Source organism: Vannielia litorea, from assembly GCF_018424695.1.
GTDB classification, from domain to species: Bacteria; Pseudomonadota; Alphaproteobacteria; order Rhodobacterales; family Rhodobacteraceae; genus Vannielia; species Vannielia litorea_A.
Genome location: NZ_QTNQ01000030.1, coordinates 1 through 25,113, shown reverse-complemented (window position 1 = coordinate 25,113; position 25,113 = coordinate 1). Strand labels below are relative to the sequence as shown.

29 protein-coding genes and 1 tRNA gene are annotated in these 25,113 nt (G+C 65.4%); 18 read left to right on the top strand and 12 right to left on the bottom strand.

Annotated features, from left to right (window positions below):
* Positions 1 to 30: 30 nt before the first annotated feature.
* From sdhD to DYI42_RS11990, 6 genes are all read right to left on the bottom strand, one after another.
* On the bottom strand, positions 31 to 405 hold the full coding sequence (sdhD, locus tag DYI42_RS12015; protein WP_213546181.1) for a succinate dehydrogenase, hydrophobic membrane anchor protein: 375 nt from the start codon (positions 403 to 405) through the stop codon (positions 31 to 33).
* 12 nt (positions 406 to 417) lie between these two features.
* Positions 418 to 804 (bottom strand): succinate dehydrogenase, cytochrome b556 subunit, encoded by a 387-nt coding sequence (gene sdhC / locus DYI42_RS12010; RefSeq protein WP_213546180.1) that lies wholly within the window; start codon positions 802 to 804, stop codon positions 418 to 420.
* A gap of 283 nt (positions 805 to 1,087) precedes the next feature.
* Positions 1,088 to 2,122 carry a MaoC family dehydratase gene (locus DYI42_RS12005; protein ID WP_213546179.1) on the bottom strand — a complete coding sequence of 345 codons (1,035 nt, stop codon included), beginning with the start codon at positions 2,120 to 2,122 and terminating at the stop codon, positions 1,088 to 1,090.
* A complete protein-coding gene (locus DYI42_RS12000) occupies positions 2,122 to 2,325 on the bottom strand; it encodes a DUF1737 domain-containing protein (RefSeq protein WP_213546178.1) in 204 nt (67 codons plus the stop codon). The genes DYI42_RS12005 and DYI42_RS12000 overlap by 1 nt, the downstream gene beginning before the upstream one ends.
* 4 nt (positions 2,326 to 2,329) lie before the next feature.
* Complete coding sequence (locus DYI42_RS11995) at positions 2,330 to 2,890, bottom strand: NnrU family protein (protein ID WP_213546177.1); 561 nt, start codon at positions 2,888 to 2,890, stop codon at positions 2,330 to 2,332.
* Between the two features lie 42 nt (positions 2,891 to 2,932).
* On the bottom strand, positions 2,933 to 3,799 hold the full coding sequence (locus DYI42_RS11990; protein WP_213546176.1) for an HpcH/HpaI aldolase/citrate lyase family protein: 867 nt from the start codon (positions 3,797 to 3,799) through the stop codon (positions 2,933 to 2,935).
* A 332-nt stretch (positions 3,800 to 4,131) separates the two neighbouring features.
* Here DYI42_RS11990 and DYI42_RS11985 point away from each other — a divergent pair, with 332 nt between their 5' ends.
* Complete coding sequence (locus DYI42_RS11985; protein ID WP_213546175.1) at positions 4,132 to 4,440, top strand: hypothetical protein; 309 nt, start codon at positions 4,132 to 4,134, stop codon at positions 4,438 to 4,440.
* 20 nt (positions 4,441 to 4,460) lie between these two features.
* Here the strand turns inward: DYI42_RS11985 and DYI42_RS11980 are convergent, their stop codons facing one another.
* A complete protein-coding gene (locus DYI42_RS11980) occupies positions 4,461 to 5,213 on the bottom strand; it encodes a sulfite exporter TauE/SafE family protein (RefSeq protein WP_213546174.1) in 753 nt (250 codons plus the stop codon).
* A 146-nt stretch (positions 5,214 to 5,359) separates the two neighbouring features.
* Between DYI42_RS11980 and mdh the strand changes: the two genes are divergently transcribed.
* Positions 5,360 to 6,322 (top strand): malate dehydrogenase, encoded by a 963-nt coding sequence (gene mdh, locus DYI42_RS11975; RefSeq protein WP_213546173.1) that lies wholly within the window; start codon positions 5,360 to 5,362, stop codon positions 6,320 to 6,322.
* Complete coding sequence (locus DYI42_RS11970) at positions 6,315 to 7,178, top strand: putative nucleotide-diphospho-sugar transferase (protein WP_213546172.1); 864 nt, start codon at positions 6,315 to 6,317, stop codon at positions 7,176 to 7,178. Before mdh ends, DYI42_RS11970 begins: the two co-directional genes overlap by 8 nt.
* 9 nt (positions 7,179 to 7,187) lie before the next feature.
* Here DYI42_RS11970 and DYI42_RS11965 read toward each other — a convergent pair whose 3' ends face one another.
* Positions 7,188 to 8,267: a glycosyltransferase family 2 protein gene (locus DYI42_RS11965; protein WP_213546171.1), complete on the bottom strand. Its 1,080-nt coding sequence runs from the start codon at positions 8,265 to 8,267 to the stop codon at positions 7,188 to 7,190.
* A gap of 230 nt (positions 8,268 to 8,497) precedes the next feature.
* On the opposite strand from DYI42_RS11965, the gene sucC reads away from it, so the two are divergent.
* The 13 genes from sucC to DYI42_RS11900 all read left to right on the top strand — a co-directional run bounded on the left by sucC (position 8,498) and on the right by DYI42_RS11900 (position 21,988).
* Positions 8,498 to 9,691: an ADP-forming succinate--CoA ligase subunit beta gene (sucC, locus tag DYI42_RS11960; protein ID WP_213546170.1), complete on the top strand. Its 1,194-nt coding sequence runs from the start codon at positions 8,498 to 8,500 to the stop codon at positions 9,689 to 9,691.
* A gap of 11 nt (positions 9,692 to 9,702) precedes the next feature.
* A complete protein-coding gene (locus DYI42_RS11955; protein ID WP_213546169.1) occupies positions 9,703 to 10,206 on the top strand; it encodes a hypothetical protein in 504 nt (167 codons plus the stop codon).
* Positions 10,207 to 10,719 carry a hypothetical protein gene (locus DYI42_RS11950; protein ID WP_213546168.1) on the top strand — a complete coding sequence of 171 codons (513 nt, stop codon included), beginning with the start codon at positions 10,207 to 10,209 and terminating at the stop codon, positions 10,717 to 10,719.
* 3 nt (positions 10,720 to 10,722) lie between these two features.
* On the top strand, positions 10,723 to 11,283 hold the full coding sequence (locus DYI42_RS11945; RefSeq protein WP_213546167.1) for a hypothetical protein: 561 nt from the start codon (positions 10,723 to 10,725) through the stop codon (positions 11,281 to 11,283).
* Between the two features lie 64 nt (positions 11,284 to 11,347).
* Positions 11,348 to 12,229, top strand: coding sequence for a succinate--CoA ligase subunit alpha (gene sucD, locus DYI42_RS11940; protein ID WP_213546166.1), 882 nt, complete (start codon positions 11,348 to 11,350; stop codon positions 12,227 to 12,229).
* A gap of 120 nt (positions 12,230 to 12,349) precedes the next feature.
* On the top strand, positions 12,350 to 13,495 hold the full coding sequence (locus DYI42_RS11935) for a hypothetical protein (protein WP_213546165.1): 1,146 nt from the start codon (positions 12,350 to 12,352) through the stop codon (positions 13,493 to 13,495).
* A gap of 3 nt (positions 13,496 to 13,498) precedes the next feature.
* Positions 13,499 to 16,465, top strand: coding sequence for a 2-oxoglutarate dehydrogenase E1 component (locus DYI42_RS11930; RefSeq protein WP_213546164.1), 2,967 nt, complete (start codon positions 13,499 to 13,501; stop codon positions 16,463 to 16,465).
* 3 nt (positions 16,466 to 16,468) lie between these two features.
* Complete coding sequence (gene odhB, locus DYI42_RS11925; protein WP_213546163.1) at positions 16,469 to 18,031, top strand: 2-oxoglutarate dehydrogenase complex dihydrolipoyllysine-residue succinyltransferase; 1,563 nt, start codon at positions 16,469 to 16,471, stop codon at positions 18,029 to 18,031.
* 62 nt (positions 18,032 to 18,093) lie between these two features.
* Entirely contained in the window at positions 18,094 to 18,696 is a 603-nt protein-coding gene (locus DYI42_RS11920; protein WP_213546162.1) for a hypothetical protein, read from the top strand.
* Complete coding sequence (locus tag DYI42_RS11915; protein WP_213546161.1) at positions 18,693 to 19,118, top strand: hypothetical protein; 426 nt, start codon at positions 18,693 to 18,695, stop codon at positions 19,116 to 19,118. The genes DYI42_RS11920 and DYI42_RS11915 overlap by 4 nt, the downstream gene beginning before the upstream one ends.
* Positions 19,115 to 19,483 (top strand): nuclear transport factor 2 family protein, encoded by a 369-nt coding sequence (locus DYI42_RS11910; protein WP_213546160.1) that lies wholly within the window; start codon positions 19,115 to 19,117, stop codon positions 19,481 to 19,483. The genes DYI42_RS11915 and DYI42_RS11910 overlap by 4 nt, the downstream gene beginning before the upstream one ends.
* A gap of 118 nt (positions 19,484 to 19,601) precedes the next feature.
* Positions 19,602 to 20,996, top strand: coding sequence for a dihydrolipoyl dehydrogenase (gene lpdA / locus DYI42_RS11905; protein ID WP_213546159.1), 1,395 nt, complete (start codon positions 19,602 to 19,604; stop codon positions 20,994 to 20,996).
* 155 nt (positions 20,997 to 21,151) lie between these two features.
* Positions 21,152 to 21,988, top strand: a complete 837-nt coding sequence (locus DYI42_RS11900; RefSeq protein WP_213546158.1) for a TerB family tellurite resistance protein — start codon at positions 21,152 to 21,154, stop codon at positions 21,986 to 21,988.
* Positions 21,989 to 22,003: 15 nt separating this feature from the next.
* On the opposite strand, the gene DYI42_RS11895 is transcribed toward DYI42_RS11900, so the two are convergent.
* Positions 22,004 to 22,693, bottom strand: a complete 690-nt coding sequence (locus DYI42_RS11895; protein WP_213546157.1) for a GntR family transcriptional regulator — start codon at positions 22,691 to 22,693, stop codon at positions 22,004 to 22,006.
* Between the two features lie 45 nt (positions 22,694 to 22,738).
* Positions 22,739 to 23,431: a M48 family metallopeptidase gene (locus DYI42_RS11890; RefSeq protein WP_213546156.1), complete on the bottom strand. Its 693-nt coding sequence runs from the start codon at positions 23,429 to 23,431 to the stop codon at positions 22,739 to 22,741.
* A gap of 130 nt (positions 23,432 to 23,561) precedes the next feature.
* Between DYI42_RS11890 and DYI42_RS11885 the strand changes: the two genes are divergently transcribed.
* Positions 23,562 to 23,891, top strand: coding sequence for a TIGR02300 family protein (locus tag DYI42_RS11885; RefSeq protein ID WP_213546155.1), 330 nt, complete (start codon positions 23,562 to 23,564; stop codon positions 23,889 to 23,891).
* 78 nt (positions 23,892 to 23,969) lie between these two features.
* Positions 23,970 to 24,045, top strand: a tRNA-Ala gene (locus DYI42_RS11880).
* 510 nt (positions 24,046 to 24,555) lie between these two features.
* Here DYI42_RS11880 and DYI42_RS11875 read toward each other — a convergent pair.
* Both DYI42_RS11875 and DYI42_RS11870 read right to left on the bottom strand, forming a co-directional pair.
* The gene (locus DYI42_RS11875) at positions 24,556 to 24,765 is read right to left on the bottom strand and encodes a hypothetical protein (protein ID WP_213546154.1); all 210 of its coding nucleotides are present in this window, start codon (positions 24,763 to 24,765) and stop codon (positions 24,556 to 24,558) included.
* Positions 24,766 to 24,769: 4 nt separating this feature from the next.
* A partial coding sequence (locus tag DYI42_RS11870; protein WP_213546153.1) for a hypothetical protein occupies positions 24,770 to 25,113 on the bottom strand: 344 nt, incomplete at its 5' end.

Here is a 25,113-nt window from a genome sequence, read left to right as displayed (position 1 = left end):
CGCACCTTCGTTCGGGGGCGCAGTCGGCGCTCAGAGCGCCAGCTTGACCAGGGCGAAGACCCCGGCGGCCATTACGCCGTAGCTGAAGCAGGCCAGCGCGATGATGCAGAGCTTGCGGGTCATCATGGTGGACACGTAATCGTCGATCACCGCTTGGAAGCCCTGGCGGAAGTGCCACATGCCGACCACCACCATCAGCCCGCAGATGATCGCCGGCCAGGGCCGGGCGAAATGGGCGATGACGGTTTCATAGTCGTTCCCGAGCTGCGGCCCGAAGGTGAGCAGGAAGAGCGGGGTGAGGATGACCAGCGCGTAGCTGGAGATCTGCATGTGCCAGTGGTGCTCGGTTCCGGATTTGGCGGAGCCCATGCCCTCGGCGCGTTTGCGGTCGGTCAGAAATGCCATGGTGCTGCCCCCTTACACGATGATGACGGTGAGAAGGGTGAGGAGGATGGAACCGCCGATGATGCAGTAGCCCAGCTTTTCGGAGGTTTCCACGTCAAGGCAGTAGCCCGCGTCCCAGATCAGGTGCCGGATGCCGCCCAGCGTGTGCCACCAGAGCGCCCAGACGGAGAGGAACATCACCAGGTCTCCGATGAAGGAGGTGATGAGCCAGTCGATGGACGCGAAGTAATCGGGGCCGGAGGCGGCGGCGACGAGCCACCAGACGACGAGAAGGGCCCCCACGGCCAGCCCGGACCCGGTGATGCGGTTGATGATCGAGGTCATCGAGGTCATCTGCGGGCGGTAATACGGGCCGATCATGAAGGGCGATAGCGGGCGGTCCCGGTTCATATCTGCCATGAACGCTCTCCTGTTTGGCGCGGCTCCGGGCCAGGGCGGCCGGGGCGCGGCGCATTGGGTGGCGTGCCGCGCGGAGGGGCCGCGCAGGCGTGCTGCGTTCTTCAATTGGCATTTTTCGCCGGGCGAGTCACGAGCTAAACCGATGAAAAACAGTCCGAGTTCGGGCGCTAACAGGGCGTTTTTTCAGCCTTGTGATCACAATTTTCAGAGGCGTGATCACAAATGTGAACGCTATTGCCCTTTTCCGCCGGTCGCGCCTCAGGCTTTGCCAGACGGTCGATTTCTACCGCGGGATCAGCGCCCAGTAGTCGAGGTCGAGCAGCACGTGGGGCAGGTACTTGCCGTCGTCGCCCTTCAGATCCCCGGCCAGCGTTTCGGCCCCTTTCACCGCCACGAGGCGGAGGCGGAGCGCGCCGATGTCTTCGGTGAGGGCTGCCGTATCGAGCACCTCTGTCCAGGCGCGCACCGTGTCGCCGGCGAAGCAGGGGTTGGCGTGCGCCCCGCCATTGATCGCCACAAGCATCTGGGCGTTGGCGAGGCCGTTGAACGAGAGGGCGCGCGCCAATGAAATCACGTGGCCGCCGTAGATCAGGCGCTTGCCGTCTTCGCGAAAGGTGGCGTCGAAATGCACCTTGGCGGTGTTCTGCCAGAGCCGGGTGGCCAGCATGTGCTCGGCCTCCTCGATGGTCACCCCGTCGACGTGGTCGATCACCTCGCCCTTGGCATAATCCCCCCAGCGGTGCGGCTCGCCGGCGGCGGTGAAGTCATATCCTGTGAAGGTGAGGCCCTCGGGCACCACCAGATCCTCGGGTGCCACCACCTTTGCCAGATCGGGGATCACCGTTTCCGGCGCCGGGGCCTCGGCATCGCGCTTGCGCACCATGACCCAGCGCACATACTCCAGCACGGGCTCGCCAAGCTGGTCGCGGCCCGTGGTGCGCACATAGACGACGCCCGACTTGCCGTTGGAGTTTTGCTTGAGGCCGATCACCTCGGACTCGGAGGCCAGCGTATCGCCCGCATAGACAGGCTTCAGCCAGCGGCCCTCGGCGTAGCCAAGGTTGGCGACGGCGTTGAGCGAGATGTCGGGCACGGTCTTGCCGAAGACCACGTGGAAAGTGATGAGATCGTCGAGCGGCGAGCCGTCCAGCCCGCAATCGCCCGCGAAGGCATCAGAAGAATAGAGCGCGTGGCGGGCCGGGTAGAGCGCGTGGTAGAGCGCCCGCTCGCCCTCGGCCACGGTGCGCGGCACGGCGTGGCGGATCACCTCGCCCAGCTTGTAATCCTCGAAGAACCGGCCCGCGTTGGTTTTGCTCATCAATGTTCCCCCAGCTTGGTGTCGGGTGTGTAGGTGCCCTCGACCTCTTTCACCACGGCCTGCCCGCAGCGCATCACTCCGTTGGAGGCGTCGAAGCTGTATTGCGGGTCGCCATGCAGCGACCAGCCCTTGTTTAGCGCGGCGGTGACCTTGTGACAGAAGGCCGAGGTGTCGTCTTCAGTGAGAAAGCGGTAGAGTTTCATGGGGTTATCCAAACACAGGGTAGCCAAGCAGGCCGTGGACCCAGCCGATCAGGCCGAGCAGAAGCACCGAGATGGCAAGGAACATCGCATCCTTGGCGATGGAGCCTTTCGGCGGAGGGGTCCATTCCGGCTCGGCGCGGTTGATGACCACCATTTCCACCAGCGCCCAGACGAGCAGCGCGCCGAAGAGGATCATGGTGGCGAGGTCGCCGTTGACGAGCAGGTGCGCGAAGGCCCAGAGCGCGAAGCCGAAGAGCATGGGGTGGCGCATCCTGTAGAAGAGCGCGCCTTTCGACGGGCCGGGCGAGGTGAAGTAGAGCGCGATCAGCACGAGCAGATTGTTCAGGTGCCGCAGCCAGTAGGGCGGATACCAGATGTCTGGCGATGCATCGGCGGTGCGGATGCCGAAGGTCATCAGCACGATGGCCGCGAGGAGCGCCAGCGCCACGGCGCCCTTGCCGCCGTTGCCCAGGGCGGCCCGGCGCGCGGGGGAGATCCGCTTGAAGAGGTGGGCGAGCCACCAGAGCGCGAGGCCGGCGATCAGGAGGGTGAGGGGGAGTGCCATCGGGGTATCCTCAACAAGTGAACTGTTGCGTTCACTTTGACCTCATTCCGCCATGGCCGCAATGGCCTCTGCCTTGGCGAGTGTGGCGCGGGCGGTTTCGATGTGGAGGTTCTCCACGATCCGCCCATCCACCACGGCCACCCCCTGCCCGCTCGCCTCGACTTCCTCGAAGGCGGCGATCTGGCGGCGGGCGAGGTCGATCTCGCTCTCCGAGGGGGCGAAGGCAGCGTTGGTGATCTCAAGCTGCGCGGGGTGGATCAGGGTCTTGCCGTCAAAGCCAAGGTCGCGGCCCTGTGCGCATTCGGCCTTCAGCCCGTCGTCGTCCTTGAAGGCGTTGTAGACGCCGTCAATCGCCACGATCCCGGCGGCGCGGGCGGCCATGAGGCATTGCTGGAGGGCAAACATCATCGGCAGCCGGTCAGCCCGGCTGCGGCAGTTCAGCTCCTTGGCGAGATCGTTGGTGCCCATCACGAAGCCGCCCATGCCCGGGGCCTGCGCGATGGAAAGCGCGTTGAAGATGCCCATCGGTGTTTCCATCATCGCCCAGATCTTGGTGTTGGTCGCCCCTGCCGCGTCGAGCTGCGCCTTCACCGCCGCGATCTCGTCGGGGTGGCTGACCTTGGGCAGCAGGATCGCGTCCGGCGCAACCGGGCAGATGGCCTCAAGATCCGCCGCGCCCCATTGCGTGTCGGCCCCGTTGACGCGGACGATGCGGGCACGCGGGCCGTAGTCGGCCCCGGGGAGGGTTTCGGCCAGCAGGGCACGTGCCTCGTCCTTGGCCTCTGCCGTCACCGCGTCTTCCAGATCGAAGATGATCGCATCGCAGGGCAGCGTGGCCGCCTTCTCCAGCGCGCGAGGCTTGGAGCCTGGGATGTAGAGCAGCGAGCGGTATGGGCGTGTGGCGGGCATTGATTCTCTCCGGGCTTGGTGCGGGTGCAGAAAGACCAAATGCTGCGCCGCCGCGCAAGATCATTTCTGAAACTAAGACGAAATGGCAACTTTCGGTCTTGCCAAATGCACCCCTGCGGCGCCGTCAAGGTGGGTTAACGAGATGCTCACCACTTCCGGCGCAGCATCATTGCCGAGTCGGGCGACTGGAGGGCCGTTCTTGGCAGGGCCGCCAAGACAGACGGCAATAATCAGTCCGACCTTGAATGACCGGCGCCGAATGCGCCACCCATGCCACCGGCAAAGCCGGGCACGCCCGACATGGGGCCACGCTGTCAAAAAGGGTTTGGACCATGAAAGAACTTCTCTTCATCGCTGCGGGCTTCGCCTGCCTCGCCGCCACCGGGGCCGAGGCCCAGAACCGCAACTGCGCCCACCGTGAAAAGGTGGTGGCCCGGCTCGCCGACGGCTACGGCGAGAGCCGCCAGGCCATCGGTCTGGGCGCGAACAACCAGGTGGTGGAAACCTTCGCCAACCTCGAAAGCGGCACCTGGACGGTGACGGTGACCCTGCCCAACGGCATGACCTGCCTCGTCGCCTCCGGCAAGGCCTTCGAACTGGTCGAAGAGGCGCTTATCCCCACCGGCGAGAAAGACGCCTGACCGCGCGGGACGCGCCGCCGTCAGACCAGCGCATCCCAGATCAGCTTGGTGCCGGTGAGGGTGAGCAGAACGTAGGTGAGCGCGAAAAACAGTTTCTCGGGCACCATGTGATGCGCCTTCACCCCGAGCCACGCGCCCAGGATCGCGGCGGGCGCCAGCCAGAGGTCGAGCACCACGGTTTCGCGGGTGAAGATGCCCAGCGCGGCGTAAGGAATGAACTTGAGCAGGTTGATTGCCCAGAAGGTGATGACGCTGGTGGCCTGATACATCGTCTTGCCCATGCCCTGCGCCAGCAGAAACACCGCCACCGGCGGGCCGCCCGCGTGGCTGATGAAGCTGGTGAACCCCGCCACCGCCCCGGCCAAGCCGCCCGCCAGCGGATCGAACGGCCTGTCGGGGATGTGCAGCCAGCCGCGCGCGCGGGCGAATTGGTAGAGCACGAACAGAAGGGCGATGGCCCCGATCAGCAGGCGGAAGGTGTCGGCATCGGCCACCCGGAAGAGCCAGATCGCCAGGCCGATCCCGGGCAGCGAGCCCAGAACGAGCGCCAGCGCCGAGGGGCCGTGCCACTGCTTCCAGAAGCTCTTCAGGGTGAAGACGTCGATCAGCATGAGCAGCGGCAGCAACAGGCCCACGGCCACGCGCGGATCGATCGCGAGGGCGAGAATCGGGGCCGCGGCGAAGGCCGCTCCTGAGCCGAAACCACCCTTCGACACGCCCGCGAAGATCACCGCGGGCACGGCCACGGCCATCACCCAGGGATCAGGCCACATGGGTGCCAACTCCTTGCATCTTCTGCCCTTTCCGCCCCTGCTGCCTGTGCACCTGCGGCATTCACGCTGCAATGCAGCCTTGCACGCCCGCATGCCATTGGCTAGGCGTGGCGAGATTTCATGTCACCAACGAGGGACAACCCATAATGGCCAGACCGAAGATCGCACTTATCGGCTCGGGGCAGATCGGCGGCACGCTCGCCCACCTTGCCGCAATGAAGGAACTCGGGGACGTTGTCCTCTTCGACATCGCCGACGGCGTGCCGCAGGGCAAGGCGCTCGATATCGCCGAGAGCGGCCCCTCCGAGGGCTTCGACGCCGCCCTTTCGGGCACCACCGACTATGCCGCCATTGCAGGCGCCGACGTGTGCATCGTCACCGCCGGTGTGCCGCGCAAGCCCGGCATGAGCCGCGATGACCTGCTCGGCATCAACCTGAAGGTCATGAAGTCGGTCGGTGAGGGCATCGCCGCCCACGCGCCCGACGCCTTCGTGATCTGCATCACCAACCCGCTGGACGCGATGGTCTGGGCGCTGCAGAAGTTCTCGGGCCTGCCCGCCAACAAGGTCTGCGGCATGGCCGGTGTGCTCGACTCGGCTCGCTTCCGCCACTTCCTGAGCCTCGAGTTCGGCGTGTCGATGAAAGACGTCACCGCCTTCGTGCTCGGCGGCCACGGCGACACCATGGTGCCCTCCACCCGCTACTCCACCGTCGCCGGCATCCCCCTGCCCGACCTCGTGGAGATGGGCTGGACCACCCAGGAAAAGCTCGACGCCATCATCCAGCGCACCCGTGACGGCGGCGCCGAGATCGTCGGCCTGCTGAAGACCGGCTCGGCCTATTACGCGCCCGCCACCTCCGCCATCGAGATGGCCGAGGCCTACCTGAAAGACCAGAAGCGCGTTCTGCCCTGTGCGGCTTATTGCGACGGCGAGATCGGCGTGAAGGACATGTATGTGGGCGTGCCCACCGTGATCGGCGCCGGTGGCATCGAGAAGGTCGTGGACATCAAGCTCAACAAGGAAGAGCAGGCGATGTTCGACAAGTCGGTTGACGCCGTGAAGGGCCTCGTGGAGGCCTGCAAGGGGATCGACAGCTCGCTTGGCTGAAGACGACGCGACAGTGCAGGAAGGCTTCGTCTTCGCCGCCAGCGGAGCGGCCTACCTGCCTTTGACGATCCGGGCGGCGGAAAGCATCCGCCGCCACCACGCCGATCACCCGATCGACCTCTTCACAGACCAGCCCTGCGACGCCCCGGTGTTTTCCAAGGTGCACCGGCTGGAAGCGGCCTCTTTCCGCCCCAAGTTCGAGGCCCTGCAAAGGAGCCGCTTCGGGCGCACGCTTTGCCTGGATGCCGATATCATCTGCACCGCGTCGATGGCCGATGTCTTCGAGCTGCTGCACCGCTTCGACATCGCCGCCGCCCATGAGCCCAACCGCAACGCGGATTGGGCGATCCAGATGTTCCGCACCCCGGTTCCTCCGGCCTTCCCGCAGGTGAACTCAGGGGTGATCGGCTGCCGCGCCTCGGAGCAGACACGCGGCTTCTTCGCCGATCTCTCCAGCACCCTGCGCGACAGCGGGTTGAACCGTGACCAGCCGATCCTGCGCGAGCTTCTTTATGCCAGTGGTCTGCGGCTGGCGATTCTGCCGCCAGAATACAACCTGATGGAAATCGATGTGCTGGAAGCCCAGGGCCGCCGCAATACCGCGCCGCGGCTGCTCCACGCGCCCCGGCTGCACAAGCACCTGCGCACAACGCGCCGCCGCCGCGAGCTGCGCACCGTGACCGAGCTGTGCGGCTCCCGGATCACCCGCCATATTGACAGGATGATCGCGGCAGACCGCACCCTGGGCAATTCCGGCCGGGCGAGGCCGCTTCTGTCACGCGGGCTGCTGGGCCTCGTGCGGTTCTTCGTCAACGATATTCCGCGCGGGGTGCGTCGCCTGCTGGCGCGGTACTGAAGACCCCGGTCACGCCGCCTGATTGGCCACGATCTTCTTCATCAGCCGTTTCGCGTTTTCGCTGCCAAGCTTCATGTCGAACGCGCGGAATGAGAAATCTGCTTCGACCTCGGGGAACACCCGGCGCATGGCCGCTTCCGGGTCGATCTTGAGGGCGCTCAGGCGGCCGTGCTCGGTGAGGGCGCGGGCCTGCTCAGGGGTGAGCCCGGTGATCTTGCGGAAGAAGCGCAGGAGCTCGGGCATGGAAGAGATGTTGTCGCGCACGTGCCGCACCTGACGCGCGCGCTCATCGTGCAGCATCCGGCCCACCGCGCCGTCGCCCTGTTCAGCGTAGCGCAGGGTCTTGGCGGCCCAGTGCAGGGGCGTCAGCCCGTCGAAATGCAGCACCTGAAGGCCCGTCGCCCTCTTGTGCGGCGCCCAGCCGCCGTCCTTGCCCGCCAGCTTGGCGGCATGCACCTGCACCTGCACCTTGTGCCCGCTACGCACTAGCGGCTTGCCGTGGGACGCGCCCGCAAGGCCGTTGGCGAGATAGGGGGCAACCTCTTCGCCATAGATCCGGCTGACGATGCGCGGGGCTTTCTTGATCGGGTGGCGGAAGACGCCGGAGAAGATGTGGTCGGAGGCATCGCCCGCCAGCCAGCAGCGCTCGACCGCTGGCACGCGCAGCCACACGTCGCCCTCCTCCAGACGCGCCACCTCTTCGGCGAAGGGGCGCGACATGTGCAGGAACTCGTCGGCATCAAGATGCAATAGGTAATCAGCGCTTCCGCGCCTGTAGGCCCGTGTGGCGTTGATGGCCTGGCGGGCGTTCTGGTTGTCCGGTCGCCCGCGCCCGTTGGTCACCCGGTTCCAGTAGTCATCGGTGCAGCTCACCACCCTGACTTGCGGGTGCCTGCCGAGAAACGCGCGCACCGGGTCATCCGGGTCGTCGAGGTTGATGATGACCTCACGGGCGCCGATTTCCAGGTGATGCGCCACGAAAGCGAGCACCAGTTCCACCGGCTCCCGCACGGTGGCTGTCACGGCAAAGGTCGGGCCTGGTCCGGCGCGTTGCGCGGTTATCGGATCGGTGTCTGGGGTCTCGCTCATGGCGGCATTGATACCGCCGCCGCAGTGCGCTGGCCAGCCCCGCTCGGCGACCCAGAGGGTGATTCTCCTGATAGCGGTAGCACTCTGTTAAGATGTGATCACACCATTATTTGCTGTGATCACAAATTGCACTAATCACACCCAACCCCCGCAATTGAAGGTGTTTTTTGTTTGCCTTGGCCGCTGGCTGTGCCAATGACGGGTTAAACCGCAGCTTGAGGAACACCTTCATGAACATCCATGAGTACCAGGCGAAGGCCCTGCTTCGCTCCTACGGCGCCCCGGTCTCGGATGGCCGTGCCGTGCTGAAGGCCGACGAGGCCAAGACCGCCGCCGGCGCGCTCGACGGCCCGCTCTGGGTTGTGAAGGCGCAGATCCACGCAGGCGGCCGCGGCAAGGGCTCCTTCAAGGAAGCCTCCGCCGGAGAGAAGGGCGGTGTGCGCCTGGCCAAGTCAGTCGAAGAGGCCGCCGAGGAAGCCAAGAAGATGCTCGGCAAGACCCTCGTCACCCACCAGACCGGCCCGGCGGGCAAGCAGGTGAACCGCATCTACATCGAGGATGGCTCGGACATCACCTCCGAGTTCTACCTCGCCCTGCTGGTGGACCGGCAGACCAGCCGCGTGTCTTTCGTCTGCTCCACCGAGGGCGGCATGGACATCGAAGAGGTCGCCGCCGCGACGCCCGAGAAGATCCTCAGCTTCAGCGTCGATCCGGCCACCGGCTACCAGCCCTTTCACGGCCGCCGAGTCGCCTTTGCCCTCGGGCTTGAGGGCGCCGCCGTGAAGCAATGCGTCAAGCTGATGGGCATTCTCTACAAGGCCTTCATCGAGAAGGACATGGAGATGTTGGAGATCAACCCGCTGATCCTCATGCCCAACGGCGAGCTGAAAGTGCTGGACGCCAAGCTCGGCTTCGACGGCAACGCGATGTATCGCCAGCCCGATGTCTCCGAACTGCGCGACACCACCGAGGAAGACCCCAAGGAGCTCGAGGCCAGCAAATACGACCTCAACTACATCGCGCTCGACGGCGAGATCGGCTGCATGGTCAACGGCGCGGGCCTTGCCATGGCGACGATGGACATCATCAAGCTCTACGGCGCCGAGCCTGCCAACTTCCTCGACGTGGGCGGCGGTGCGACCAAGGAGAAGGTGACCGAAGCCTTCAAGATCATCACCTCCGACCCGAACGTGAAGGGCATCCTGGTGAACATCTTCGGCGGCATCATGCGCTGCGACGTGATCGCCGAGGGCGTGATCGCCGCGGTGAAAGAGGTCGGCCTTCAGGTGCCGCTGGTGGTGCGCCTTGAAGGCACCAACGTGGAGAAGGGCAAGGAGATCATCAACAACTCCGACGTCGACGTGATCGCCGCCGACAACCTCTCCGACGGCGCCGAGAAGATCGTGAAGGCGGTGAAGGGGTAGGAGTTAGACAGGTGCGGGCGTTCTTGCTCTCTGTTCCGATCCTCGCCGGGCTGTCCCTCACGGCGGTGGCGCAGCTCGTGGTGCCTCCGAAGCTCGACGATCGGGACTTGGTCGCCTCTGCACTGCGCCTCTGTATCTCTCCGGCGGCCAAAACCGCCACGGAGTTTGAGGCCGCCGCAAAGCGGAAAGGCTTCACGAAGGTCGGTGAAGCCAGAGGCGGCAAGGTGCGCTCCTACGAGAATGCGGCGGGGCACATGGGCTCACTCAAAATCACCGCGCTGTCCGGAAAGCCTGGCCTGTTCGAGTGCCGCGTGTCCTCGGGGCGGCTGCATGAAGGCCTGCGCCCGTTACTGGAGGCATCCCTGACGGCCAACTTCGACGGGGTGTCCGAATTTGCGATGACGAACGGCTGGATTTTCCGCAAGGACGGGCGCGAGTATGTGGTTGGTATATCGACCATCGAGAGCATCCCAACAACGGCCGTAACCGTCAGCGTCGATGGAGTATTCAAGTAAATGCACCGCGCCCTCCCCCTCCTCGCCTGCCTCGCCGCCCTCCCGGCGGCGGCGCAGGACGTTGCCGCGCTTGAGGCGATGACGGAGCAGCTTTCGGAGCCTGCGGGCATCGAGGCGCAGGTGGGGGCCTTTGCGGCCTGTTTTCTGGGCAATGGCGATGCGGGGGCGACGGCGGCTCGGTTCGAGGCCGAGGGATGGCGGGTGTTCGGCGATGCCGGGATGGGCATGATCGAGATCAGCCACGCCGATGCGCCGATCTACGTCACGCTCTACATGGATGGCGAGATCTGCTCGGTCGCCCATACCACGCAGCCCTCGCCAGAGGCGGCGCTGGTGCTGGAAAACTTCCTCTACGCCGCCGGCCTCGCCCCCACGCCAACCGAGATCGACGGCTGCGCGGGCTGGACACTGGCCAGCGGCAGCAGCGTGGGCCTTACCTCGGGCGGGCAAGACCCGGTCTGCGTGGGCCCCGAAAGCAATGACGTGCGCTTCTATTTCCCGGAGGGCAACTGAGCCATGCGCGCCGCCGCCCTCCTCCTTCTCCTCGCCGCCGCACCGGCAAGTGCCGCAGTCGATGTGCCCCGCGCCTTCGAGCTGTTCGACGCCTACTGCCGCCCGGCGATGCAGGGGATCGAGGCGCTGCGCGGGGTGGCCACGGTGCCCGGCCCGGGCGGCGAGAAGGTTTTTGCCGAAACCGACGATGGCTCGTGGGTCACCTATGCCACCGGCGAGGGCGACTTTCTGGTGATCGGCGCCTACCGTTACGGCGCGGGCACCGAGATGCGCGAATGCATGGTGCAGCAGGTGGGCGGGATCGCCGGGCAGGAGCCGGTGGAGCCGGTCGAAGCCGCCTTTCTCGACCTTGTGCCCGAGGGCGAGGGCATCACCATGTCGGGTGGCAAGGTGATGGAAGAAATGCCCCCTGTCGGCCATTTCGCCATGATGCCCAAGGGCCACCTGAACGACCGGCGCGAATATACCCTCCTCGGCGCGATGGACCCGCCCGAGGCAATCATGATGGGCTCGATGGGCCCCGGCGTCTTTCGCCTCAACGCTTATGCGGTGATCCCGCAATGAGCATGACCGTAATCACCCGGACGCCCGATGCGGCGCACTGACCAAGAAGCAAGGAAAACCACCGATGGCCATTCTCGTCGATGAAAACACCAAGGTGATCTGCCAGGGCCTCACCGGCTCGCAGGGCACCTTCCACTCCGAGCAGGCCATCGCCTATGGCACCAAGATGGTCGGCGGCGTGACCCCCGGCAAGGGCGGGCAGAGCCACCTTGACCTGCCGGTCTTCAACTCGGTGCATGAGGCCAAGCATGAGACAGGGGCCAATGCCTCGGTCATCTACGTGCCGCCGCCCTTTGCCGCCGACTCGATCCTCGAGGCGATCGACGCCGAGATGGAGCTGATCGTCTGCATCACCGAGGGCATCCCGGTGCTCGACATGATGGCGGTGAAGCGCGCGCTGGAGGGCTCGACCTCCCGCCTCATCGGCCCCAACTGCCCCGGTGTCATCACCCCCGACGCCTGCAAGATCGGCATCATGCCCGGCCACATCCACAAGCGCGGCTCGGTCGGCGTTGTCTCCCGCTCCGGCACGCTCACCTACGAGGCGGTGAAGCAAACGTCTGACGCGGGCCTCGGCCAGTCCACCGCCGTGGGCATCGGCGGCGACCCGATCAAGGGCACCGAGCACATCGACGTGCTCGACATGTTCCTCGACGATGACGAGACCCAGTCGATCATCATGATCGGCGAAATCGGCGGCTCCGCCGAGGAAGAGGCCGCCGAGTTCCTCGCCGAACAGAAGAAGAAGGGCCGCTGGAAGCCCGTCGCCGGGTTCATCGCCGGGCGCACCGCCCCTCCGGGCCGCCGCATGGGCCACGCCGGCGCCATCGTGGCGGGTGGCAAGGGCGACGCCGAGAGCAAGATCGAAGCCATGCGCTCCGCAGGCATCGTGGTGGCCGACAGCCCCGCAACGCTGGGCGAAGCCGTGCTGAAGGCGATTGGCTGAAGCATGGGCATGCGCGGCGCAGGGCGGACGGATCGGCCGGGGGGGCGAAATGCCCTCGCCCCGGTCGGCCTGCTCGCCTGCGCGCAGCTCTGTACGACGCCCGCATCGGCGGCCGAACCGGTGGGCCTAACGGCGATCGACGCGTGCCAGCATGCCGCGGGAGCGGAGGTCCTGGCCGCGCGACTTGCAGCGGCAGGGTATCGCCCGATCACCGAGGCGGACGCCGATGCGATCTTCGAGCTGTCGACGAGCGTTGCGCTTTACACGATCGCGGCTGGCTCCGCCGGGCGCGGGGATGTGGCCGGTGCGGAAACCAAGGCCCGTGAAATGTATGCGAGCGAGAGCGACCTGCGGGCAAAGAAGAGTGCCATGGCGGTGCGCCATGCTGCAAAAAGCCCGCAGTTCATTGGCCCGCAGGGTCGCAGCTACGTGCAGGTGATGGTCAGCACGTTCCCCCCCGGTGTCGGGCCTGCCCATACCTGCGAGATCGCCCTGCCGGAGGGCGCGACCTTTGCCGCGCTGCACGACAACCTGCCCGATGCGGGGCCATACCAATTTCCCGAAGGCTGGATCGACCAGAGAGCCGATGCGGGCGCCATGCAAAACGGCGGGGTCAGCCTGTCTATGCGGATCGCGCCGGATGCATTCGAAGCACTTTACGGGCTCCCGCCGAAAGTGCGCTATCAGATGACGGTCAATGCCGCGCCGCCCGGCCCGAGCGGCGCGGCCGCCGATGTCGCCGCGGTGATGGACCTCTGCTTCGCAGCGCCCGCCGACACGCCCGACCCCGCCGCCGCCTTGGAGGCCCTTGGCTGGACGCCCGGCGGCAATGTGGCGCGGGCGGAGGAGGCGCTCACCATCGCCTCGGTCTACCAGTCCGACCGCAACAGCGACGAGGTCACCGCACGGATGGCGGAGATTTACCGGGAGAGCCGCGCACAGGGGCAGTCCCGCGCCGAGGCTGCCACGCTGCTGACCTCGCCCGCCGGCCAAGTTCTGGCCATCGAGAGCCGCCACGGCCACATCGCCTGCACTCTCGTCGCCCAGCCAGGCACCGTGTTCACCCTGCCGGCTGGCCCTTACGATCGGCGGCACGACGATGGTCACGCCATCCTCCGGGTGCACGACGTCGAGCCCGCTGCCTTCTCTGTTGCGGGCGCCTTCGCCACAACCTTCCACGTCAACCAGTCCATCTTCAATACCGCCCGGCCCGGCCGCGAAGATGTTGGCGCGTTCCTCACCACTTCGGCCCTTACGAAGAACTGAACCATGACCGACCAAAGCCCCAACGACCTCTTCCACGCCTCCAGCTTCATGCAGGGGCACAACGCGGCCTATCTCGAACAACTCTATGCCAAATACGCCGATGACCCGAATTCGGTCGATGGCGCGTGGGCGGAGTTCTTCCGGCAGCTGGGCGATGGCGATACCGATGTGAAGGCCGAGGCCAAGGGGCCGAGTTGGGCCCGCAAGGACTGGCCGCCGGTGCCCGGGGATGACCTGACCGCCGCGCTCACCGGCGAGTGGCCCGCCGAGGCCACGCCCGAGGGCAAGGGGGCTGCAAAGAAGATCAAGGAGGCCGCCGGCGCGCAGGGCTCTGTTGTGAGCGAAGAGGCGGTCCGCACCGCCGTGCTCGACAGCATCCGCGCGCTGATGCTGATCCGCGCCTACCGCATCCGGGGCCACCTCGTGGCCGATCTCGACCCGCTTGGCATGCAGGACCAGACGCCCCACCCCGAGCTGGACCCGAAGAGCTACGGCTTCACCGATGCTGATATGGACCGGCCGATCTTCATCGACCAGGTGCTGGGCCTCAAATTCGCCTCGCTGCGCCAGATCATCGACATCGTGCGCCGCACCTACTGCGGCACCTTCGCGCTGCAGTACATGCACATCTCCAACCCCGAGGAAGCCTCGTGGCTGAAGGAGCGCATCGAGGGGCTGGGCAAGGAGATTGCCTTCACCCGCGAGGGGCGCAAGGCGATTTTGAACAAGCTGGTCGAGGCCGAGGGCTTCGAGAAGTTCCTCCATGTGAAATACATGGGCACCAAGCGCTTCGGTCTTGATGGCGGCGAGGCGCTGGTGCCCGCGATGGAACAGATCATCAAGCGCGGCGGCTCGCTGGGCGTGAAGGATATCGTGGTCGGCATGCCCCACCGGGGCCGGCTCTCGGTGCTGGCCAACGTCATGGCCAAACCCTACCGCGCGATCTTCAACGAGTTTCAGGGCGGCAGCTTCAAGCCCGAGGATGTGGATGGCTCGGGCGATGTGAAATACCACCTCGGCGCCTCCTCCGACCGCGAGTTCGACGGCAACACCGTGCACCTCAGCCTCACCGCCAACCCCTCGCACCTCGAGGCGGTCAACCCGGTGGTGCTGGGCAAGGCCCGCGCCAAGCAGGACCAGCGGGGCGACAAGGAGCGCACCCAGGTGCTGCCGATTCTGCTGCACGGCGATGCAGCCTTTGCCGGTCAGGGCGTGGTGGCCGAGTGCTTCGGCCTTTCCGGCCTGCGCGGGCATCGCACCGGCGGCACCATCCATATCGTGGTGAACAACCAGATCGGCTTCACCACCGCGCCGCATTTCTCGCGCAGCTCGCCCTACCCCACCGACATCGCGCTGATGGTCGAGGCACCCATCTTCCACGTGAATGGCGACGATCCGGAGGCCGTGGTGCATGCCGCCAAGGTGGCCACCGAGTTCCGCCAGAAGTTCCACAAGGACGTGGTGATCGACATCTTCTGCTACCGCCGCTTCGGGCATAACGAAGGCGACGAGCCGATGTTCACCAACCCGATCATGTACAAGCGGATCAAGGGCCACAAGACGACCCTGAGCCTCTACACCGAGCGGCTGGTGAAGGACGGGCTGATCCCCGAGGGCGAGATCGAAGACATGAAGGCGGCTTTCCAGGCCTACCTGAATGACGAGTTCGAGGCCGGGAAGAACTACAAGCCCAACAAGGCCGACTGGCTCGATGGACGCTGGTCGCATCTCGACCGGCGCGGCGAAGAATATCAGCGCGGCGAGACGGCCATTGCCGAGGAGACCTTCGATGAGGTCGGCAAGGCACTCACCACCGCGCCCGAGGGCTATGCCCTGCACAAGACGGTGCAGCGGATGCTGGGCACCAAGGCCGAGATGATCGAGAAGGGCGCGGGCATCGACTGGGCCACCGGCGAGGCGCTGGCCTTCGGCTCGCTGCTCACCGAGGGCTATCCGGTGCGCCTTGCCGGGCAGGACAGCACGCGCGGCACCTTCTCGCAACGCCACTCGGGCTTCATCCATCAGGAGACGGAAGAGCGCTACTACCCGCTCAACCATATCCGCAGCGGGCAGGCCGGGTACGAGGTGATCGACTCGATGCTCTCGGAATACGCGGTGCTGGGCTTCGAATATGGCTACAGCCTTGCCGAGCCCAACGCGCTGACACTGTGGGAAGCCCAGTTCGGCGATTTCGCCAATGGCGCCCAGATCATGTTCGACCAGTTCGTCTCCTCGGGCGAAAGCAAGTGGCTGCGGATGTCGGGCCTCGTCTGCCTGCTGCCCCACGGCTACGAGGGACAGGGCCCCGAGCACTCTTCCGCGCGCCTTGAGCGCTTCCTGCAAATGTGCGGGCAGGACAACTGGATCGTCGCCAACTGCACGACCCCGGCGAACTACTTCCACATCCTGCGCCGCCAGATCCACCGCAGCTTCCGCAAGCCGCTCATCATGATGACGCCCAAGTCGCTGCTGCGCCACAAGCTGGCGGTGAGCCGGAAGGAAGAATTCACCACCGGCTCCAGCTTCCACCGGGTGCTTTGGGACGATGCGGAGCACGGCAACTCCGACACCAAGCTGGTGGCAGATGACAAGATCCGCCGCGTGGTGATGTGCTCGGGCAAGGTCTACTTCGACCTGCTGGAAGCCCGCGACGCCGCCGGGATCGACGATGTCTACATCCTGCGCGTCGAGCAGTTCTACCCCTTCCCCGCCATCAGCCTCGTGAAGGAGCTGGAGCGGTTCAAGGGGGCCGATATGGTCTGGTGCCAGGAAGAGCCCAAGAACCAGGGCGCTTGGACCTATATCGAACCCAACATCGAATGGGTGCTGGGCCGGATCGGGGCCAAGCATGGCCGCCCGGTCTATGCCGGCCGCGCCACCTCGGCGTCTCCCGCGACGGGCCTCGCCTCCCAGCACAAGGCACAACAGGAAGCGCTCGTGAACGAGGCGCTCGGAATCGAAGGAAACTGATCAATGAGCACCGAAGTCCGCGTGCCCACCCTGGGCGAAAGCGTCACCGAGGCCACCGTCGCAACCTGGTTCAAGAAGCCGGGCGATGCCGTGGCCGCCGATGAAATGCTCTGCGAGCTGGAGACCGACAAGGTCACCGTCGAAGTGCCGGCCCCCGCTGCCGGGGTGATGGGCGAAATCGTCGCCGCCGAGGGCGACACGGTGGGCGTTGACGCCCTGCTCGCCACCATCTCCGAGGGCGGCGAAGGCGCGGCCCAGGCGAAGGACGAGCCCAAGCCCGAAGAGCCGAAAGCCGATGAGGCCCCCGCCGAAGCGCTTGCCGAAAGCTCCGGCGGCAGCGGCGAGAGCGTTGACGTGATGGTACCCACCCTGGGCGAAAGCGTGACCGAGGCCACCGTGGCCACATGGTTCAAGAAGGTGGGCGACAGTGTCGAGGCCGACGAGATGCTCTGCGAGCTTGAAACCGACAAGGTGAGCGTCGAGGTGCCCGCCCCCTCCGCAGGCACCATCACCGAGATCCTCGCCGAAGAGGGCGCCACCGTGGAAGCGGGCGGCAAGCTCGCCGTCATGGGCGGTGCCTCTGGCGGGGCTGGCGTCTCCAAGCCTGCCGAAGGCGGCAAGGATGAGGCCGCCCCCAAGGCCCCCGATGCCGCCACCGCCGCCAAGGGCGCCGATGTGGAAAACGCGCCTTCCGCCAACAAGATGATGGCCGAGAAGGGGCTCTCGGAGTCTGACGTGAAGGGCACCGGCAAAGATGGCCGGATCATGAAGGAAGACGTGATGAAGGCGGTGCAGGCCGGCGTCTCCGCCGCCTCTGCGCCCGCCCCCTCCGCCCCGCCGCGCGGCCCGGTCGCCGCCGAGGACGAGGCCCGCGAGGAGCGGGTGAAGATGACGCGCCTGCGCCAGACCATCGCCCGCCGCCTGAAAGACGCCCAGAACACCGCCGCGATCCTGACCACCTACAACGAGGTGGACATGACCGAAGTGATGGCGCTGCGGAACGAGTACAAGGATCTCTTCCTCAAGAAGCACGGCGTGAAGCTCGGCTTCATGAGCTTCTTCACCAAGGCCTGCGTGCACGCGCTGGGTGAGGTGCCGGAAGTGAATGCCGAGATCGACGGCACCGACATCGTCTACAAGAACTTCGTCCACATGGGCATCGCCGCAGGCACGCCACAGGGCCTCGTGGTGCCGGTGATCCGCAACGCCGACGCGATGAGCTTCGCCGAGATCGAGAAGGCCATCGCCGAAAAGGGCGCGCGCGCCCGTGACGGCAAGCTCTCGATGGCCGAGATGCAGGGCGGCACCTTCACCATCTCCAACGGCGGCGTTTACGGCTCGCTGATGTCCTCGCCCATCCTGAACCCCCCGCAGTCGGGCATCCTCGGCATGCACAAAATTCAGGACCGCCCGATGGTTGTCGGCGGCGAAATCAAGATCCGCCCGATGATGTATCTTGCCCTCAGCTACGACCACCGCATCGTCGACGGCAAAGGCGCCGTGACCTTCCTCGTGCGGGTGAAAGAGGCGCTGGAAGACCCGCGCCGGTTGCTGATGGACCTGTGAAACAACTTCGCAGAACTGGCGTTGGCCAGTTCTGCGCCAATCGACCGCCGAGCGTCTTAACTATGGCCAAGATCACAAGTCTCAAAGCTGCTCTCTTTGGTTCCGACGATCAATTGCAGGAAGCAATGAAGGCCATGTATCGGAGGGACAGCATTTTCTGGGACGGATTGGACAGCGAATCTGATCGCGGTTTGGTTCTATGCGTTGGCTCTTACTTTGAGAACTTTTTGGCCGATTGCCTGCGATCTTACTTTGCAGAAACAAAGGAGGCAGAGGATCTACTCAAAGCTACGAACGGCTTGGGAACATTCAAAGCTCGCCTCGAATGTTGCCGCGCGTTGCGGATTCTAAACGACGAAGATGTTAGGGCTCTGCGCTCCATAGCCAAAGTGCGGAATACGTTCGCCCACGAACTTACAACTCGTTTTGACGATCCACGCATAAAGGACGTGGTAGACGATCTTTATCAAAAGCTAGGAGAGAGGTTTAATGCTTCAACGGAGTCTGAAGACCGGCGCGAAAGATACAGCCTTTGTTGCATGCTTGTGGGCTTAGACCTTCACAGGCATGAAATAAACGTGCTCCTTCATACGAAGAGCTACCCTGAGTTTATTCCGAGCTATTTGCCGGAACGCGAGGGGTTTGGCGACAGGTCTTCATCATGACCCTCATCACCCGCGCAGAAACCCTCACCTTCTCACCCGACACCGCAGATGCGCTGCGGCGGGGCGGGTTTACGCTGGGGCTGGTCTCCACCTCGGGCGTGCTGGCGCTTGGCACCTTCTCGGGCGGGGGCTTTCAGCCGTGGTTGCTCATCTTCGCCGTGCTGGCCATGCTGCCCGCCCTCTGCCTGCTCGGCCTCTCCGCCGCCCTGCCCGCCCGGAACGTGGCGGCGCTGCCGCTCACATGGGCGCTCTGCGGCTTTGCTCTGCTGCTGATCCGCGCCATGGTCGCGGCCTCTGCGGGTTTCTGGTTTGCGCCGCTCGTCAGCCTCGCCGCTGCGCTGGAAGTGACGGGGACAGTCGCGCTCGCCTGGTTCGCCTGGCACCTCTTCCGCAAGGGTGCCTTCGCCCGGGTGCCGGGATGACCGATCTGGCCGCTCTCCCCCCGCTGGAAGAGGCGATCTGGGCCGCTGCCTCGGGCTATGACCGCGCCGAAATCGAGCGGCTGCTGGCGCCCGACTTCTTCGAGCTCGCCCGCTCGGGCCGCCGCTATACCCGCGAGGAGTTGCTAACCGACACCTCCGAGGGCCGCCCCTCGAAGGTGGCGCTGCACGGGCTGGAGGCGCGCGAGATCGCGCCCGGCGTCGCGCTCGTCACCTACACCTCCGAAACCCGCTACCCGGACGAGACTCAATGGGCCGCCCGCTCCACCCTCTGGGCCGAAACGCCCGAGGGCTGGCAGGCCCGCTTCCATCAGGGCACGCCGCTGCCGCAGGAGCATCGGCCATGACGGGGCGGCGCGTTAACGAATTCACCCGAAAATCGCGCATGTCGGATGACATGTGCATGGGTTGTGCATGGATTGTGTATCGATTCTGCATGCCCCGAATCTTGGTAAAGGAGAGCCCATGTCCTCTTATGACGTGATCATCATCGGCGCCGGTCCCGGCGGCTACGTCTGCGCCATCCGCTGCGCCCAGCTCGGCATGAAAACCGCCGTGGTGGAGGGCCGCGAAACCCTTGGCGGCACCTGCCTCAACGTCGGCTGCATTCCCTCCAAGGCGCTGCTGCACGCCTCGCACCTGCTGCATGAGGCGGAGCACAACTTTGCCGAGATGGGGCTGAAGGGCAAGAGCCCGAGCGTCGACTGGGACCAGATGAAGGCCTACAAGGACAAGACCGTTGGCCAGAACACCGGTGGCATCGAATTTCTGTTCAAGAAGAACAAGATAGACTGGCTGAAAGGCTGGGGCAGCATCCCCGAGGCGGGCAAGGTGAAGGTGGGTGACGAGGTGCATGAGGCCAAGCACATCATCATCGCCACCGGCTCCGAACCGGCCTCGATCCCCGGTGCGGAAGTCGAGATCGACGAGAAGGTGGTGGTCACCTCCACCGGCGCGTTGGAGCTGGGCAAGGTGCCCGGCGAGATGGTCGTGGTCGGCGGCGGGGTGATCGGGCTTGAGCTGGGCTCGGTTTATGCCCGGCTTGGCTCCAAGGTGACGGTGGTGGAATTCCTCGATGCGATCACCCCCGGCGCCGATGCCGAGGTGGCCAAGAACTTCCAGAAGATCCTGAAAAAGCAGGGTCTTGCGTTCGTTATGGGCGCCGCCGTGAACAAGGTGGAAACCAAGGGTGGCAAGGCCACGGTGCATTACAAGCTGCGCAAGGATGACAGCGCCCACGAACTGAAGGCCGACACCGTGCTGGTCGCCACCGGCCGCAAGCCCTACGTCGAAGGGCTCGGGCTCGAAGAGCTTGGCGTGAAGATGACCAAGCGCGGGCAGGTCGAGGTGGACGAACACTTCCAGACCGCGGTGAAGGGCGTCTATGCCATCGGTGACGCGATCCCCGGCCCGATGCTCGCCCATAAGGCCGAAGACGAGGGCACCGCGCTGGCCGAGATGCTGGCGGGCCAGAAGCCGCACATCAACTACGGCCTCATTCCCGGCGTGATCTACACCGCCCCCGAGGTCGCAAGTGTCGGAGAAACCGAGGAAACCCTGAAGGAGAAGGGCAAGGCCTACAAGGTTGGCAAGTTCCCCTTCATGGGCAACGCGCGGGCCAAGTCGGTGCATCAGGCCGAGGGCTTCGTGAAGATGCTGGCCGACAAGGAGACCGACAGGATCCTCGGCTGCCACATCATCGGCCCGGCGGCGGGCGAGTTGATCCACGAGATCTGCGTGGCGATGGAATTCGGCGCCTCCGCCGAGGATGTCGCCCGCACCTGCCACGCTCACCCGACCTTCTCGGAGGCGGTGCGCGAGAGCGCGCTGGCCTGCGGCGACGGGGCCATTCACGTTTGATTCAAATGTGAAGGTTACAGTGGGCCGCGGCAGAGATGTCGCGGCCTTTTTCGTGCGCCAGTTGTGCCAAAGGCGCGCCGCAATCGGTTGTTAACGCTTTCTTAAAGATTGGGCCGAAGAGCCCGGATTGTTGAGGAAAGCGAGAGGACGAACCGATGCAGAAACTCGGAGTCGCCGCAGCCGTTGCCCTTGTGGCGCTTTCGGCCACGGCACATGAGGCAGAAGCCCGCCGTGGCGGTGGGGCGGTCATGGTCAGCGAGCAGCTGCACTTCGTGGCACCGACCCGCGTTGGCAATGGGTCGGGCGGGCAGATGGCACTCTGCCACCTGACCAAGAAGCACCACTTCTTCGGCATCGGCCTTTGGCGCGAGATGGAGAGCTATGCGCTGTCTTACGAGATGTGCACCGGCGCGCAATACGTGCCTCTGTCGTCCGAGCGCATGGCCCGCCTGGTTGCAGCGGGCGAAGTGCCTGCGGACCTGCCGGTTGAGCCCAGGATGCAGGTGGCGCAGCTCGTCAGCGGATTCGCCGGCTCGGCGGCCATTGGCGCGACGCTCGGCCTCTTCGGCCTCACCAGCCTTCTGGCCGCTGGCCGACGCCGCAAGCGTCGCAAGGCCATGACCGGCGCAAACAGCTTTGCCCAGCGCGTGCTTGACGTGATGTGCCATGCCGCCAAGGCCGATGGCGTGGTGGATCCCGAAGAGGTGAAGCTCATTGCCTTCGCCAGCGAAAAGCTGACCGGCACCGCCTATTCCGCCGCGCAGATCGAACGGCTCATCGGCATGGCCGCCACGAAGGTGACCGATGCCGAGTTCAAGGCCTTCGGCACGGGGCTGGATGCCCACCAGCGCGAAACCCTGATGCGCGGGGCCCTGATGGTGACAGTGTCTGACGGCACGATCAGCCAGTCGGAGAAGGGCTTTCTGGCCCGGCTGGCCGCCTCGCTTCAGATTTCCGGCATCGAGATGCAGGGGATGCTGCGGAGCCTCTGAGCGCCGCCTGCACGCCTAGGTCGCCAGCATCCGCAACCCGCCGGTGACATCCGAGCGCACCGCCAGCCGCAGCCCCGGCTCGTCCCCCGCCTTCAGCGCGGCCACGATGAGCCGGTGATGGCGCGGCACCTCGGTGCGCCGGAGCCTGTCATAGAGAAGCCGCATGGTCGGGCCGAGCTGGAGCCAGACCGTTTCGGCCAGAGCCAGCATCGCGGGAGCCTGCGCGCGCAGGTAGAGCGTGCGGTGAAACTCGAGGTTGGCGCGGATGTAACCCGCCGCATCGCCCCGCGCGGTGACCTCGGCGATGTTGGCGTTCACCGCCTCCAGCCGCTCGATCAGCGCGATGTGGGCCCTCGGCAGCGCACGGGTGGCCAGCTCCGGCTCCAGCAGCGCACGAATCGCCGCCAGTTCCTCGATCCGGTCGTTCGAGAGCACAGGGGTGGACACCCGGCCCGAGGCGGAGAGTGTCAGCGCGCCCTCCGCCGCCAGCCGCCGCACCGCCTCGCGCGCCGGGGTCATGGAAACTCCGAAATCCTTGCCGACTCCCCTGAGGGTTAGCGCATGCCCGGGCAGCAGCTCGCCATGCATGATGCGGGTGCGGAGCGCACGGTAGACCCTGTCATGCGCAGCGGTGGTAGCCCCGGCGGGGGCGGGAGCCTCGCGGTTGGGCGGAGCGGCATCAGTGGGCGGCGGCTGGATCAGCATGGCGACAGCGTGATCACGAATCTGCGATCCGTCAACGGCAAAGGCTCACCCCTTGAAGCCATAGCGGTGAAGCGCCGCACCGTGCTGCCGGAGCCAGCGGCGCGGCGCCTCGTAGCCCGGGCAGAGCTTGCCGCAGGCCGCCCAGAAACGGGGGGAGTGATCCATGTGGGCCAGGTGGGCCACCTCATGCGCTGCGACGTAATCGAGCACCTCGGGCGGAGCCAGGATGAGCCGCCACGAATACATCAGGTTGCCCTCATGGCTGCACGAGCCCCATCGCGAGCGGGTGTCGCGCAGGGTGATGCGCCCGTGCGGGCGGCCCAGCGCGGCGGCGTGGCGCGCGGAGGCCTCGGCCAATCGTTCGCGGGCGATCTCGCGCAGGAAGGCGCCAAGCCGTGCAGGCAGACGCGTGGCGCCCTCGGGCACCAGAAGTGCCTGTGGCTCAAGGGCAATCCGGCGCACCGGTGCGGCCTCGACCCGGCGCAGCACGCCCTCTACCGGGATCTCCGCGCCCGGCTCCACCGGCACGAAGGGAGCCTGCTCGGCCAGCCTGTCGCGGATCCACCCGGCCTTCTCGGCGGCAAAGTTGCGCGCCTCCCGCTCGGGCGCGAAACGCGGCATGGTCAGCGTGACCCGGCCATCAACTCCCGACACCCGAAGCGACAGCCGCCGCGCCCGCGCCGAGCGGCGCAGCGTGACCTCGACCTCCGGCTTTCCCGGTAACGTGATGATGCCCATGGCCTGCCCTGTTTTGCCTCGCCCGAGAGTAGCCTGCCGCAACACCGCAAGAAAGGCCGATACCCCCTTTACAGCCTTGTGTTGTCGTGGCATTGGCCCCGCTCGAACCCTAAAGCATGTGAGGATTTCGATGCCTAAGGAACAATGGGGCGTCAAGCGCGTCTGCCCGACCACCGGCAAGCGGTTTTATGACCTGGGGCGCGACCCGGTTGTGAGCCCCTACACCGGTGAGGTCGTGGAGCTGGATACCGGCAACAAGGCCCGCTCGGCCCTGAAGGGCGACAAGCCCGATCCGAAGTCTGTCGAGGCCGAGGAAGAAGACGCCGACATCGATGTGCTCGAAGACGATGATGATGACAGCGATGTCGATCTCGGCGACGACGTGCTTGAAGACGACGATGATGACGATGTTTCGCTCGACGACATCGCCGACGTCGCCTCCGACGACGACGAAAGCTGAGGCGCGGCGGGAAAAGCGGCGGGCGGCGAAAATTTCGCTTGAACCCCCCGCCGCGATTCCCTAAACGTCCGCCTCACCGGGGCCTTAGCTCAGTTGGGAGAGCGCTTGCATGGCATGCAAGAGGTCAGGGGTTCGACTCCCCTAGGCTCCACCATTTCCCCTTGGTAGAAAAAAGATCGGCAACCTGCTGATTTTTTGTGGTGGTTTTCTCGCGGGTTGTCACGCTTGCGCATGGCAGTGAGGACGCCAATGAGTCCCGGCCTCCTTCGCCTCTAGCCGCGCTGAACCGTCTGCAACCACTGCGCCGCCGCTTTCCAAGACAATGAAGACAGCCACGGCAAGCGAGAAGACGCCCCGTCATGCGGAAGCTGTTGGACTGGTTCGTGTTGCGTCTTCCGAAGTGGTTAGACGGGAGCCTCCCCCTACTCGGCCCGCTCGGTGCAGGCCAGCACGTAGTTGGGCCCTTAGCCCGAGGGCTGCACAACGAGGTCAGTAGGCGGGGCATCGCCGCGGGCGCGCGTGTTCTGTAGAGAACAGGCTAATTTCAAGCTGCGGACTTTCAGGGGAGCAGGTCATCTGCCTGCGGGTCGCTGAGCCGCGTGACGGCAAGGCTCTTGGATTGGACCGCTGTAGGCGCAACCGAGTGATCAGCCGAGAGTAACTCTCATTGGTTCCGGCTCTTCAGACGCGCCCGCAACGCACGCATCCATTCGAAGAGATAGAAAAGCACAACGGCACCGGCGAGGCTCAGTGTCCCGAACACCCAGCGGCCCGACGCCAGGAGACCGATACCTGCCAAGACCAGCACCGGCACGGCCACACCCATCACGACAAGCAGGGCCGCCATGGCCGTCAGAAGACCGATATTCTTCATCTCATCAATCCGGTGCGTTGTTGCTGATAAAACCACGCGGATCGGCGATGAAATCGAAGAAACCGTTGATTGCGGCCTGCATCATTTGCAACTCGGCATCTTGTAGCTGGATGGCTTCAGGGTGTTCGCGCAGGTAGGTGCGTATCTGGAAGTAAGCGTCGGCACCGATTACTTGAGGAAGCGATATGATGCGATCCTCACCGGTGATAATCGCAGCGACCACTGCTTCCGTTGGCAAAATGCCATCTGGTCCCATGTTGCGGAGGGCATTCAGGCTGACGCGATAGATCGCACCGATAGACGACAACACGAAGAGTGTAAGGCCGCGCCCCACCGCCCCCGCGACAC